Consider the following 14,514-nt stretch of genomic DNA (forward strand, 5'->3'; position numbering starts at 1 on the left):
GTCGGCAGAATGCAGTCGCAGATCGGAGGGCTGAGCGAGTTTCATTGTTTGGCCGATGGTCAGCATGCGTTCGGGCCTGTTGATTTGGAAAGGGTCGTGTTTCAGGCGATGATCAGTCTGAAAAATCCGATCCATGAGTGTCGCGCGGAAGTCTCCGTCGGTTCGATGCCTCAGGTTCACGGAGTGGAAGCTCTTCTTGTCTCGATGTTTCAAAACCTGGTTGAGAACTCGATCAAATATCGACGTACCGATGGGCGTCCTCGCATTCGCGTGGAATCTGAATCGAATGACGAGTATGTTGTGGTTCGTTTGATCGACAACGGCATCGGTATTCCAGTTGAGGCCCGTGAAAAGATCTTCAAGATGTTTGAACGATTGCACTCACGGGTCGACTATGAAGGTTCCGGGATCGGTCTGGCGATTTGCAAACGAATTGTGGACCTTCATCGCGGTGAGATTGAAGTCGAATCCGCTCCGGACGGGGGCACGGTGGTGGTTGTCCGGTTGCCGCGGTTACGGCGTTGATGTTGGTGGAAGTTTGATGGTGCGAGGGGGCATGCCATGGGCCTGACTGATAACAAAATTCGCATCATGTTCATTGATGACGATCCGATTGACCAAGCGTTGTATCGACGAATGTGTCGCCGGGCGGACGACGTTGAGTCGATCGAGTTTTTTTCCTATGCAGACGATGCGTTGGATGAACTCACTCGGCGCCCTGACGCGTTACCGGATCTGGTCTTTCTCGATATGCGCATTCCAAGAATGTCCGGGATCGAATTTTTGCAAGCAGTCGGATCGCTCGACGGTGCGATCCGCGATCAGCTGAATGTCATCATCGCAACGACTTCGATTCACCCCGACGACAAAGACGCTGCCACAGCGTTCCCGTTTGTGAAAGACTTTGCCACGAAGCCGATCTCGAAGGAACAACTCGAGAAGATAGTCAGCAGGCTACGCAAGGAACCTTGATCACTTTTCGATAGCCGCAGGTAGTGGACCTTGTCAAATCTCCTCATGCAGGACCACTACCGCCCACCCGGATGCCAAGCGGCATGGGGATGCTAGTTGTGCGTCAAAGCCTCGTTTTCGGTGCGCCACGCGAATCGCCGAAAGTCTTGGCGACTTTCGCTACGCCCTTGAACCCTCATTCTTGATTGTGACGCACCACTCGAACGCTTTAAAGATTGATGTAGCCGATGTCGCCGGATTTTGGTGGTCTGAATCCGGGCGAATCCAACGACAGGGATCGGACACGTCCCATTCAAAAAGCACTAAGAGAGTTTCTTCACCATCTTTTGATGTTTCAGTGTGACTTCTTCAAATTCGTCACCGATGGGTTGGTAGCCGAGCTTCTCGTAGAAAGGAAGACACGTTTGCCGAGCGTTGAGATGAATTTCAGAGAAGCCCTTTTCGCGGATCTTCTCTTCACAGTGTTTTAATAGTTCAGTTCCCTTGCCCGATCGTTGTTGATCCGGTCGGACCGCCATTTGTCGAAACTGAACAACACCGGACGATTCGGGGCGTGCTACGAGTGTCGCGACCACCTCGTCTTTGTCCATGACGGCGAAGTGCAGTTGGGCGTGTTCGCCGTCGAGTTCCTCGGCGGTGAGTTTGAGGCCGAGCGGCCCCCGAAGGACGTCGTGGCGTAGCTCGAGTGCTGATTGATATTCCGGGGAACACCATTCAATTTCGATGATTTTCATGGGGTATTTTCGCCTGAAAGTCGTTTTCCCTCCGTCGAATCGGCCTGTAATGTACCACAGTCCGAGCAATACGACTCCATGGGGGATTATCGCTCGGTGGTGTTTTCCGAGCAGGCAAGTATCCTGTGTAAAACCGTCTGATGACGTGAACATAATGCCTCTTCTGCATCCTGAAAATAGCGAACCATGCAAGTTCTCAAAGCGGTAATCACTGCGGCTGCGCCGAATCAAAATACCCTTCCTTTGCAACAACTAGTCGACCGCAACGGCGAAGAAAAAACGGCGTTGCAGTTGATCGTTGACGAGACCCTTTCGGCGGGGGTGGAAGAGATCGGCGTGGTGATCCAACCTGCCGATGAAGAGAACTACCGCAAGGCGGCCGGCAGCAGCATTGGTGCGTTGCGGTTCCTGCACCAGGAACATCCACTCGGTTACGCCGACGCGTTGCTCAAAGCGGAATCATTTTGCGGGGATGACCCGTTTCTACACCTGGTCGGGGATCACCTCTATCTGACCGCGTCGCAAACGAGTTGTGCGTCGCAACTGGTCGCTGTGGCGTGTCAGCATGAATGCTCTGTGTCGGCGGTGCAGTCGACCCGCGAGCATCGGTTGCCGTACTTCGGAATCGTGGGCGGCAACAGCGTGCCTCGGCATGACGGTTTGTATGACGTTCGTACGGTTGTCGAAAAGCCAACTCCGACACTCGCGGAACAAGAGTTGATCACACCGGGGTTACGCAGTGGGCACTATCTCGGCTACTTCGGTATGCATGTTTTGACACCGACGGTGATCGAATGTTTGCATGAGGTGATCGAAGATCCGAGTTTGGAAAGACCGACGCTGTCTGATGCCGCGGCAAAGTTGGCGTCGCGTGGGAAATACCTTGCGTACCAAGTTCATGGAGAGCGATATAACATCGGATATCAGTATGGCGTTCTGATTGCTCAACTCGCGCTTGGTTTGTCGGGACGCGACCGCGACTATCTGCTAACCGAGTTGGTGGAGTTGTTGGCCAAACGTCCTGAAAGCAGTGTCTCGGCTGTGCCGAATGCTCCTGCCGCATCGAAAGGAGTCGATCAATGAATGCGACGATGCAGGCAGACGCTTTTATCGAAACGATTTTGTCCGAAGACGCTGAGGTTCGAGACCGCTCACTCGAGTCATTATGCGATGGGAAATCGCTCGAACACTTGATGAAGCACGCTGATGCGTTGGATCAGTTTCGGCGGAGTGAGAGCAATTTATATCGGCGCGTTCGCGCGTTGTTCTTCCTCTCGTCGTTGTATCGCTATCACATCCCTGCACGCTTTGACGCAATGGGGACAGGCAGCATTCCATTTGACGGCTACGAGCATCTGTTGGGGCGACGTTTTCAAGAAGCGATCGATTCGTTTCTGAGCGAACAGGCCAAGCTGGGGGCGTCCGATACACTGGCTAGTGCGCTCGCTCAGGCGTACCACGAACTCGGTTTCCAAACGCTAGCGGATCAAGTCCGACACAGTGTTCGAACGGTGCGAGGAAACCAATGGATGTTTCGTCTCGGTCATGTCGCCGAACATCCGCTGCGTTTACGACGCGAGTTGGCTGCGGTCGATGACCCTGATGCGCCGTGGCCGATTTTGCGCGAGACCACTGCGGTTCGCATGGACGTCTCGCACAGTGCGTGGAGTGATATCTTCTTTCTCGGGATGGATTTCCCGCAAGGCGCCCGTGTTCTTAATGTCTCCGTTGATCTCGGCGTGCGCGGCCGGGATGCCGAGGTTCGGCCACCGATTGAGACGTACCTACGGGTGATTGATCGCCCCGTTTTCCGTTTAGTCAGCGTGGATCTCGGGGCCTCGGCGGAGGTCACGTCGGTTGCCGAGATGTTTGACTTTGCCCGTGACTATCTCGGGTTGTTGAAGGCCGCTGTCATTGCGTCCGGTGTGGTTCCGCCTGGTCTGGAGGGTTGTGGGGCGTCGATGGAATCGCTGCTCGAAAGAGTAGTCGGACGCGGACGAGGATTGGAATTGGTCAGCAAAATCAATGACATTCCGAAGGGATCGCGGTTGGCGGTGTCGACGAATCTGCTCGGGTCATTGATCAGCAACCTCATGCGAGCAACCGGCCAGATCCGGACCCTCGAAGGGGCACTTTCCGAATCCGATCGCCGGCTCGTTGCCGCGCGCGCGATCCTCGGTGAATGGATCGGAGGAAGTGGCGGCGGGTGGCAGGACTCCGGCGGAGTGTGGCCGGGGATCAAATTGATTTGTGGCCAAGAGGCCGGGCCCGACGATCCCGAATATGGGGTCAGTCGTGGTCGTTTGATGCCAGACCATACGGTGTTGGAAAAGGATCGTGTCAGCGACGCCTCTCGTCAGAAGCTTCAGGATTCGTTGGTGCTCGTCCACGGCGGGATGGCTCAAAATGTCGGACCGATTCTCGAGATGGTGACTGAACATTATCTCGTGCGAGGTGATGCGCAGTGGATCGCCCGTCAAGAAGCGATGAACATTTACGATGAAGTTGTCGAGGCACTCTGCGATGGCGACATCCGCCGTCTCGGCGAACTGACAACGCGAAACTTCGAAGGCCCATTGCAAACGATCATTCCGTGGGCAACTAACCGCTTTACCGACTTGATGATCGAAAGCTGTCGTCAGCAATTCGGTGAACGGTTCTGGGGGTTTTGGATGCTCGGCGGAATGTCTGGGGGTGGCATGGGATACATCTTCGACCCGGCCGTCAAGCAAAAGGCACAGGATTGGTTGGCATCGGAGTTGGTTCGTGTGAAGCGTTCGCTCGAAACGTCGCTGCCGTTCGCGATGGATCCCGTTGTTTACGATTTCTCGATTAATGACAATGGCTCATCGGCTGAATTGCTTTGCGACCAGAAAGCCACTTTGCCGCAGAAGTACTATGCGCTGATGTTGCCTGAATGGGTTCGGACGCCGCTGCGTGATTTGTCTCCTCAAACCCGATCCGAGCTCTCACGGATTTCCAATCGTTGTGGCGATCCATCCGATGCCGGAATGGATGCGGCGGAGTTGCTGCGCAGCGTGCTGCCGACGGCGACTCATGCGGCAAAGAGTGATTCCTCACCCGTGCGTGAGACCACACTGAATGAGATTCTGCACCGCAACGGGTTCGATCGAAGCCAACACGAAGAGATTCGCGACGGCATGCGTACGGGACGCTTCGGTTTAGCGGCAAACCGGTTGGCTCGCGAATTGAAGATTACCGACGTCGAATCACAGCACTACATCGAGACACGCGATGGAATCGATCCGGCGATGGTAGGGATCGGACAGGAGGCGATCGCTGCGGGAGAGGTTGGCGTGGTGACGCTCGCCGCAGGAGTGGGCAGTCGATGGACGCAAGGTGCGGGCGTTTGCAAGGCACTCCATCCGTTTCATCGGTTTGCGGGGCAGCACAGAAGCTTTCTGGAAATTCATCTCGCCAAGAACCGCTTGGCGTCACAGACACATGGTGGTGTGATTCCACATGTGGTGACGACGAGTTGGATGACAGACGAAGCGATCCGCACGGCGTTGCATGAGAACGGCAACTATGGGCATGACGGCCCGTTGCATGTCTCAAGTGGTCGGAGCGTGGGATTGCGGATGGTGCCGACGGTTCGTGACCTGCAGTTTTTGTGGGAGGAGACTCCTCAGCAGGTTCTCGATCAACAGCAGCAAAAGATGCGGGAAAGCGCGCGTTCAGCGATCGCGAACTGGGCTCGATCCATCGGCGAAGGCAGTGATTATACCGACAACGTTCCTGCGCAGTGTGTCCATCCGGTAGGGCACTGGTATGAAGTGCCCAATTTGTTCCGCGGTGGCGTGCTGTCGAAAATGCTTCGCGAACAACCATCGCTGAAGTATCTGATGTTGCACAATATCGATACGCTCGGGGCCAACGTTGATCCGGGGCTATTTGGTTTGCACATTCACTCCGGTGCAACGCTGAGTTACGAGGTGATTCCTCGTCGTTTGGAAGACCGAGGTGGTGGACTGGCGTTGGTGTCAGGGCGACCGCGACTCGTCGAAGGTCTTGCGATGCCGGACGATCGAATCGAATTTGGGTTGCGGTTTTACAACTCGATGACCACGTGGATCGAGATCGATGGGCTGTTGCGAGCGTTTGGGCTCGACCGAGATTCACTCGATGACACGCAGAAGGTCGACAAGGCGGTCCGTGAAATGGCCGCTCGTTTGCCGACCTACATCACCCTCAAAGATGTCAAGAAACGCTGGGGGCACGCTCAAGAGGATGTGTTCCCGGTCGCCCAATTCGAGAAACTGTGGGGCGACATGACAACGCTGCCCGACGTTGATAGCCGTTTCATCGTCACGCCGATGCGTCGCGGGCAACAGTTGAAAGAACCTTCCCAACTCGACGCGTGGAACCGAGACGGCGGATCGGCGTACGTCGATTCGCTCTGTCAGTGGCGGTAAGCGGGGTGGAACCACTGGCCGTGAATGCAGCGATAACAATCGATGGAATGTTATCGCTGCGTGCGAGTTTCAGCAGTGAAAGAGCTGCTTTTGTGATTCGCTATTCACCGTAACGAATGTCGCCGCGTCGCAGGCGGGTTTCCCATTTTTTGATATCACCACGACGTGAGTTGGCGTTTTCCTGGTCGGCTCGATAACCGAGCGTGTCGCCGACGATCAGACGGAGGTTTTCAATCGCGAGAACGCGAACCGCCATTGACGAGGAATCGAGGAATTCGACGAGTTTCGCGTCGCCACCGTTTTCCAATTCTTCCGGCGTGAATCCGACCAAGAGTTTGTACAGATTCTGACTGTCGGCGAGTTCGGCGCGTTCGATCGCCACTCGGATCGCTTCCGCGGTTTGTGCGTCCGAGGCGATCTGTTGACGCAGCATGTTGAAATGCTCCTCCCAATACAGACGTTGCCGCGGACGATGAAGAATACCGTCGGTGCCGAAGTAGACGTCCGCCCGACCGAGCAGCAAGAGTGTTTCCGCAGCAAGTGCGGGGACTTCTACGCGGCGAAACGCCATTGCTTCCCGGAGTGCCTTTTCGATCGGTTCGTCGTTACCGACAAACTGCCGCAGTCCTTCTTGGGCTGATTCGACAAGAACATCACGCTTCGCCGGAGCATCGATCCAGCTAGGCAGTCGATCGACCGTGGTGAGTGCCGCCGGTTGCACGCCGGAGCCTTGCAGTTGTTGACGTGTTTCCAACGTCACGGTGTCGTCGGTACTGGTGACTTCGCTGTTGGCCATGACGCTCGATTGCACCATGACGTTGCCCTGCACGGCGATGATTCGATAGACGGGCAAACGCGTGTTGGGGGCCAACGGGTTGGACCCTAGCCGGCGCAGGTGTGTCAATTCCACCGCGAGTACCGTTTGGGCCTCGGGCATTGCGACGCGAATTTGTCTCGCGCCGAGCAACAGAGTGGCCGAGACGTCTGGTTGCGTTGACGCGAGCAGTAGTCGACCGTCAATGACATGGGTCACCGAACCGATCTGTTCGTCTTCGCCCAAACGCAATCGAGTAGGCCCCGCGAGCGTCCATTCCAATCCGGTTTGGTTATTCAGAATAGGGCGGAACAAAGCAGGGGCGACAACCACCTGTCCCGCGCGAATCACGGATGTGGTCGTAGAGGATTCTTTGGGAGTGGCGGGAGGCGCGTCGGCATCGGCGTCTGCGGGCGGCGTTGTTAGGCGTGCCCAGTTGTCACCGTTGCGGACGATGACCAGCGAGTTGGGGATTGCTAGCTGAGCAACGATGGCAGCTTCCCCGGTTGGAACCGGCGCCACGACCGCCGCTTCTGCATCGGAGGCGTCGTCTTGTGCTTCGCTGTCGCTGGAAACCTCTTCGACGACCGGCATCTCGCTGGAATTGTCGGTCGCGTCGGTTTGTTCTGGAGGTGATGTCTCCGGTGCAGTGGCGGGTTCTGAGGCGGGCGGCTCGGTTGATGCGGTCGGATCGACATCGCTGTCGGGCATGCCGTCAGTCGTTTCGGCTGGCGCCTCGACGACTTCCGAATCAGGTGTCCCGGCGCTGGGGGCGACGGATGTCGTTTCCGGTGCGGGTTCGGTGTCGCTGTCGGCGGCAGGGTCACCTTCAGTTGTGGGAGACTCCATCGCGTCCGATGCGGTCGGGGCGGAATCCGTTTCTGGTGGAACGCTGGCTTTTGCTGTGTCGTCCGGGTCGACGGCCGGGAGAGAAGGCAGTACGACGGGTTCGTTGTCTTCGACGGCAACCGCACCGATCTCACGCAAGTTTTGTTTGGTCAACGGGGCAAAAATCTGCCCGAGCACATAAAGAACGACACCCGCGAGAGCCAGCGTTACCAACCACGGTGTGATACGGGATGGGCGGATGGCTCCGCCGTAGCCATCGGTTCGTTCGAGCATGGCTCGTGTGGCACCGGCAACGATCTCCGCTTCGCTGCGTCCGGCGTCTTCGTCGATGTCGGATTGCTTGCGAATTCTCGCGGACGCGTCCGAAACGCCTGAATCGTCTGGACCGACCGGGCGGATAACCGTCGCGGCTGCGGACGACCAGTCTTGGGGTGAACCGGTCGCCACACCCGACAGTTCCGAAGTGACGGCGTCCGGTCCAGAGCCGAGGTCGAGTTCTGCGTCGTCGGAAGCCGCGGGGATTTCCACCGAAGAGAACGCGGCCGTGGTGGCGGAGGTTGGTGTTTGGGACGTGCCCGCGTCAGCGGCCGGTTTGGTCTGTTGTTCCATCAGGCGCAGTTCGTCGCTCAGCGGCAGATCGTAGATCCGGTTGCGCAGTTTTTCGCTGACTCTCGCCGGTTGGCCGAGCACTACCGTGAGGATCTGATGGCAGGCGGCCGCCTCGGACAACGAGGTGTCTGATTCCAAACACAGTCGTTCGATTTCGGCGATCTGTTCTTGTGACAACGTGCTGTCGAGATACTCACTCATCACGTTGGCGTTTTCGAGCGGCCCGATCGCGTCGGGCGAGAGAGCCCCGATTTCTCGGCGATCGACGGAGTTTCGAATCCGCGCGATGAGCGAAGTCGCTATACCGCTTTCTTCGATCTTGGCTTTGAGAGTTTCGGTATCTTCCTCCTCGAGCATGTCGTCGAGGTAAGCCAGTAGTGTTCGCAGCGTTAAACGCATGGAGTTTCTCGTTCAGAAGGTCACAGCACAGACGGTCACGAAATCATGCGCCGTCACTGTATTAGTGACCGCAGAGGGTGCGGTCCGTGCAATAAACGAGAAACTTTCTAGGAAATCTTGGCTTAGTTTCCGAGAGTCGTCGCGGCCGGCCAGAGCACGACGTTGCCGTCGCGGCCCGCGGTCATCATCAACGTCTCGTCGGTATTGAAATCGACCGACATCACACCGTCGGAATGCCGCAGTAATTCGAGCAATTCCCGACCCTCGGGGCCGATCATGCCCTCGCGATCGGATGGGGCGGCCTCCGGTGGTTTCGAGTACAGCGGGTCCCAAACCCGTACGCTGCGATCTTGAGATGCGGTGATGAGGCGAAGCGTCGAGCGGGAAGGCGTTTCCGGAACGATGTTCCCAATCAACGCGACGTCATGGATCGATTCCGCGTGCCCCTGAAAGATTGCATCGGGGGCGTTGAGTGCCGAAGAGGTCCTCGACAGATCCCACATCCGAGCCAAACGATCTCGGCCCGCCGCGGCAACAAATCGCCCGTCGGAGCTGAAGCATCCCGCATGGATTGCACCAACGTTGGCATCATCGAGAAGGACTCGTGACTCATTGGCGGCAATGTCGCGTAGCAACACTTTCCCTTGGCTGGTCGTGATGAACAGCGAACGCTCGTCCGGAGAGAGCGTGATCGAAAGGGGACGGTCGATGTTTTTTGAGTTGAGTTCGCTATCCGAATTGATGTCGGAGTTGACATCGAACGAGGACACTTCGGCAAACTCAGAGGATTCTCTCTCGAACGTCCAGCGACGGATGAAGCCATCGTCGCCTCCGGTGTAGAACTCGATCGTTGGCGTTTTCGCAGACGAACTACCAACAAACGAGATGCACTGCACGCCGCCGGTGTGGGGCGACTCCAGTTTGCCGATCGCTCTGCCGGTCCGCGTGTCCCATAGTTTTAGGCTTCGGCTGCCCGTCGCGACGAGATCACGTTGCGGGGCAAAGGCGGCGACGCTCAGTGCACCGTTGATTCGGTAGCTGGTTTCGAGTTGCCGTGACTCGGTATTCCATCGGAACGCCGAGTTGCCGTGCATGGTGACTAGTTCATCGTCTGACACAGGAACCGCGTCGGAAACATCGCCGATTCGCGCGGGAAGGCCTAGCACCGTCACCCGTTTGGCATTGCGAACGTCCTCGACGGCTCGCCATCGTTGCACTCGACTCGGTGAATCACCAGGCGGGTTGATGGACACGATCGCTTGGTGACCGGACTCGTCCAACGCGACCGATGCGATTCCGGGGCGACCGCCTGAGCGGGTGCGATCACGTGATGCGACGGTCAGCTCCGTCAATTTCATTTGCCGCGCCGGGGCGTCTGTGTTCTTATCGAGTTCCCACCAGATGGCACGGTGCACCGTTGAATTGATTTTTTGCAGTTCTGATGTGGTGATGACTCGTCGTCCGTCACGTGATTGTTTGACGTTCGTGACAAACCCGTCGTGTTCGAGACGTGCGTCGATTTCACGAGATTCCAGGTTCAACCGGGAGAGTCGTTGGTCATCCGCGGCGAGCCACACGCTGCGGCCGTCTGGTGTGAATTCGGCATCGTTGATTCGTGTTCCGAGTAGATCGTCGATCGGGGAACCAATGGGTGTTCCTGTTTGGCAATCCCACAGAATCACCCGCCCTGCTCGATCTGCCGTAACCGCGCGGGAGGCATCGGGCGAGAGTGCGACCGCGGCGATTGACTCCTCATGTCCGGCCGCATCGGTGTCTTGGAGCCTGTGGTTGAGCCGGACGCTGTTGGTCGCTGGATCCATTGCCCACACAATCGCGTTCGTTTCGGTCGAGCTCGAACCGGTGAGAATGGCGTTTGCGTCACGCGAGAGCGAGAAGGCTTGATTGAGACCTGTGCCCGAGATCGTTTCGAGTTCGGTACCGCGATCAAGGTCCCAAACTCGTATGACGGAATCGGCACCACCGACAAACAATCGTCTCGATGTCACGTCGACGCCCATCGACATCGCGCGAAACGACGAGCCCTCGGCCAAGTCCGCGATTGGTGAAAACGATTGGCTCGCATCGTCCGAATTCTCGTCCGTTTCCGATTCTTCGTCGGGTTGCAGTTCAGCCAGCTTTTGAAGCGTGAGCGTTGCCGGATCGATCGCCAAGACCTTCGATGTGCGATCCCGGCTCGCGGTGACTATTTGGAGTCCGTCAGGAGAAATCGATGCGGACCAGATTTCATCGTCATGGATTTTGGTTGTGGTTGGTTCGATTCCGGCCGGTGGAGTTTGATTTGCGGATGTTTGCTTCGAGACAGTTTGGTTTTGGGGTGCCTGGGTTGTTACCGAGACGTCTGGTGACGAAACTGCGGCTGCCCCGTCCCCTCGCCAAAGTCGAAGCGACTGATCCGCGCCGGCCGTTAACACTCGATCGGCGGTATCAGGTACGAACACGGCATCGATGACCGGACCACCATGCCCTTTGAGCGTTCGGGTCAGTTCCCATTGCTCGTTTGATTGAGAACCTGTTCGCCACAATCGTGTGAGATAATCGTCACCACAGGTCAGCAGCGTCGTTCCATCATCAGAGAAGCGAACGTTCCGCACCGATAGCTCGTGCGCGCTGGATGTCGCCGCTGTCGATGACGAACTGCGTTTGGGTGTCGAGGCTGTTTCGGATGGCTGTGCGATGCGGCGAACGAGCCGGTGAAAACGCGAATGCAAGTCTGCTTGATCGCTATTCCTATTCGAGGCGTTGGGACGCGAAGAACCAGGCCCCGATGCCCGGACGGCTTGCTTGACGAGTTTGGCCACATCGTTGTTCTGCAGTTCGTCGGCCGACCACACAAACACATTGCCTTCGATATCACCGGATGCGACTGTCTTGGTGTCCGGAGACATGGCGACACAAGCGACCGGCTGAGTGTGTTCATCGAAGACGCCAATTTGGTCGAAACGCATCGGCGTGTCGGTTCGGGCCTTCCACAGAACGACCTGTCCGAGTCCTTTCTCGGCGATGGCGGCTGCTAACCGGAAGCCGTCCGATGTGGGACTCGCCGAAAGGGCAACGACGGGCGCGATATGCCACATCGTTTCCAGTTCGTCACCGGATGCGATCTCCCAAATGCGGATGGTTCGGTCTGCCGAAGCGGATGCCAGGTATTGATCGTTGATCACCTTCACGTCTGTCACGCGATCACGGTGTCCCCGGAGCACCTGTTTCGCGGGAGCGTCTGTGCGACGAGGGTCCCACAGCAAAATGTTGCCGCCTTGCGTTCCGACGACCGCGAGTGAACCATCGGAGTTGACTCCGACGCAGGTCGCGTTCACCGTTTCTCGCGAGCGATTGTTGTCTGCCGAGGGCAGCGAAACGGGGGTGAGCGATAGGTTTGCTTTTTGAGGATTGGAAACGGAATCGGCTAGCTGCAGTGATGCGAGTGACCCGTTGTCGAACCGCACGAGTGCCGACACGTCGCCGGACGGTTGCGGCGGGATCGCGATATTTGCGACCACCGCAGGCGTGACCGCAGCCGCATCGGCTTGATTGGCGAGCGATGAAAGGTACCGTAGTTCCCAAGGTGTCGTTGCGAGTGATCGCTCGCCGATAAGACCCGCGATCAATCGTCGGGCTTCGGTGAACTCATTGCGATCGATCCGTGCTTTGGCGAGACCAACGCCGGAGACGTATGCTTCTCGTTCGGCTTTCGTTCTGGCGATTTGAGCGGCGCGTGCGTTCCGATTGGCTCGGTTGGCATTTTCCTTCGCTTCTATTTCGTTTGCCTTGGCGATTCCCGCGTTCTTGTCTGCTCGGTCACGCTCTGCTTTCGCGATCTGCAGGTTTTGGATAGCGGCGTTTTTTTGTCGCTCCGCTTCCTGTTTTCGTATTTCCGCAATTTCGGCGCTTTTCAATGCCTTCCTTGCGTTATTATTCGCACGAGCTGTTTCACCCTGGGCGAGGATTCTGAATTTTTCGGATGAGTTGTAGTTGGCTTGTGCGCGATTGCTGGCTTCTTGGATGAAGTACAACGCGATCGAGCCGCCGATCAGGATGAACGCGAGCATCGCTACGGCGACCTTTTTGAGTAAAGCAAATGCTGCCTCTCGTTTTTGCCGTTGCCGCAAGGCTTCTTGCAACCGTTCGATCAACCTGGTGTGGTCGGTGTTCTTCGCATCGAGCAACGAGAGACCAAGGTCGTAGTCTTGGTTGTCGTAGGCCGCCTCGGCGTGCGAGATCGGGGTTTGTTTCAGTCCGTCGCTTGCTTTTTTGTTTCCGTCCCAAAGAGCGAGAGCCTCTTCGAATCCGAATTGGGCTCGGGTGAACTGCGGATAGGACTTTTCTTGGATCGCTTGCTCAAGGTCTTCATGAGCGCGTGCTGCCAACGAAATGCTCTCCGCGTGTGAGCGGTACTCACGGATCGCGGCTTGGAACTCCGTCGTGTTGGCGTAGCGGTCTTTCGGGTCGGCGGCCATCGCTTTGAGTGCGATGTTCATCAGTTCGCCGTTGTGCTTCGGATCGTATTCGCGGATGTCGTTATTGGCGACCGCTCGCAAGCACTGACTGACGTTGGCTGCATGGTGAGGCGGTTGGCCGGTGATTACCATGAACAGCGTCGCGCCGAGCAGGTAGATGTCAGCCGCCGGTCCGATGTTGTCGACCGGTCCGATGGCCATCTCGGGTGCCATCATCGATGGCGTGCCACCGAGTCGAGTTGCGGGGGTGATCGAATCGAGCTTTTCAAACTCGGGTTTGGCGAGCGCGATGCCCCAGTCCATGACCATTACCACACCGAAGTCGCCGAGCATGACGTTTTCGGGTTTGATGTCGCGGTGAACCACCCCACGCGTGTGCGCGAAACCGATCGCGTCAGCGACCTTGATGAGGATGTCGAGGTTTTCGTCTCGAGATTTCTCGCCGATCACGTCTGACCACGGAGTGCCGACCACGCGTTTCATCGAATAGAAAAGCGTCTTGTCGCCGGTTACGGCGATGTCGTGGATCGGGACGATGTTGGGATGGTCCAAATCACCGGTCACGACCGCCTCGGACAGGAACTGTTGCCGGCGTCCTTGTTCGACCTGTTCGAGTTTGCCTTCTTTGGAGAGTCGTTCGCGTTTTTTAGAGTCGAGCGGACGGATAACCTTGACCGCAATCAAACGGTCTAGCGATCCCTGTCGAGCCACGAAGACGTTGCCCATGCCACCCCGGCCGAGCAGGCGGACGAGGCGATAGTCCGATCCCTCTTCTTCGCTTTGAATCTGCGTCGCCACGGATTGATTGCGAAGTTGCAAGCGCGTCTCGACGATCGTTCGGTCGATCGCGGGTGGCAACGCCGTGGGTTCTCGGTTGGAGGTGAACTCGGCCGAGATTTCGTTCCAGTATTCTGCCTCCGCGTCAGACAACGCGCGGGGGTTGATCGTTTGTCCGAGGTCGGTGTCCTCTAGCACCGAGAGTGATTCGTCGTCTCGGTCGCCTTCGATCGTTTCATCCTCATGCAGGTTGCCTGAGATCGACGCGAGAGTTTCAGCGGATTGATCGAGCGGCTGTGTCAGCCCGTTGGCATCCTTTGCGGCGGGGGAGTTGGTTTCTTTTCCGCCGTGCTGAAGCTGGATTTCTTCGATCGTGGCTGCATTGGGATCGACGTCACGTTTGTCTGAGGGGGGGGGCGCATCGATGGTGGTGTCGAGGTCAACGTAGC

7 protein-coding genes are annotated in these 14,514 nt (G+C 57.3%); 4 read left to right on the forward strand and 3 right to left on the reverse strand.

All coding sequences use genetic code 11. The features are described from left to right. Both RSSM_RS12320 and RSSM_RS12325 read left to right on the forward strand, forming a co-directional pair. Positions 1–525 (forward strand): sensor histidine kinase (locus RSSM_RS12320; RefSeq protein ID WP_044302408.1); only part of this gene is annotated, 525 nt, incomplete at its 5' end. Between the two features lie 36 nt (positions 526–561). Further along, positions 562–972, forward strand: coding sequence for a response regulator (locus RSSM_RS12325; protein ID WP_008678829.1), 411 nt, complete (start codon positions 562–564; stop codon positions 970–972). A 302-nt stretch (positions 973–1,274) separates the two neighbouring features. Here RSSM_RS12325 and RSSM_RS12330 read toward each other — a convergent pair whose 3' ends face one another. Then, positions 1,275–1,706 carry a GNAT family N-acetyltransferase gene (locus tag RSSM_RS12330; RefSeq protein ID WP_008678832.1) on the reverse strand — a complete coding sequence of 144 codons (432 nt, stop codon included), beginning with the start codon at positions 1,704–1,706 and terminating at the stop codon, positions 1,275–1,277. Positions 1,707–1,892: 186 nt separating this feature from the next. On the opposite strand from RSSM_RS12330, the gene RSSM_RS12335 reads away from it, so the two are divergent. Next, positions 1,893–2,789, forward strand: a complete 897-nt coding sequence (locus RSSM_RS12335) for a sugar phosphate nucleotidyltransferase (RefSeq protein WP_008678834.1) — start codon at positions 1,893–1,895, stop codon at positions 2,787–2,789. Continuing rightward, a complete protein-coding gene (locus RSSM_RS12340; protein WP_008678836.1) occupies positions 2,786–6,142 on the forward strand; it encodes a UTP--glucose-1-phosphate uridylyltransferase in 3,357 nt (1,118 codons plus the stop codon). The genes RSSM_RS12335 and RSSM_RS12340 overlap by 4 nt, the downstream gene beginning before the upstream one ends. 100 nt (positions 6,143–6,242) lie before the next feature. Here RSSM_RS12340 and RSSM_RS12345 read toward each other — a convergent pair whose 3' ends face one another. Both RSSM_RS12345 and RSSM_RS12350 read right to left on the reverse strand, forming a co-directional pair. Then, on the reverse strand, positions 6,243–8,813 hold the full coding sequence (locus RSSM_RS12345) for a hypothetical protein (RefSeq protein ID WP_008678838.1): 2,571 nt from the start codon (positions 8,811–8,813) through the stop codon (positions 6,243–6,245). Between the two features lie 122 nt (positions 8,814–8,935). Beyond that, the coding region (locus RSSM_RS12350; protein ID WP_144059759.1) for a serine/threonine-protein kinase at positions 8,936–14,514 on the reverse strand (5,579 nt) is incomplete at its 5' end.

Origin of the sequence: Aporhodopirellula sallentina SM41 (assembly GCF_000346505.1) — a bacterium.
Lineage (GTDB): Bacteria > Planctomycetota > Planctomycetia > Pirellulales > Pirellulaceae > Rhodopirellula > Rhodopirellula sallentina.

Coding starts and splice junctions, on each gene's coding strand:
- RSSM_RS12325 (WP_008678829.1), top strand. CDS start 562: ATGGGCCTGACTGATAACAAAATTCGCATCATGTTCATTGATGACGAT.
- RSSM_RS12330 (WP_008678832.1), bottom strand. CDS start 1,706: ATGAAAATCATCGAAATTGAATGGTGTTCCCCGGAATATCAATCAGCA.
- RSSM_RS12335 (WP_008678834.1), top strand. CDS start 1,893: ATGCAAGTTCTCAAAGCGGTAATCACTGCGGCTGCGCCGAATCAAAAT.
- RSSM_RS12340 (WP_008678836.1), top strand. CDS start 2,786: ATGAATGCGACGATGCAGGCAGACGCTTTTATCGAAACGATTTTGTCC.
- RSSM_RS12345 (WP_008678838.1), bottom strand. CDS start 8,813: ATGCGTTTAACGCTGCGAACACTACTGGCTTACCTCGACGACATGCTC.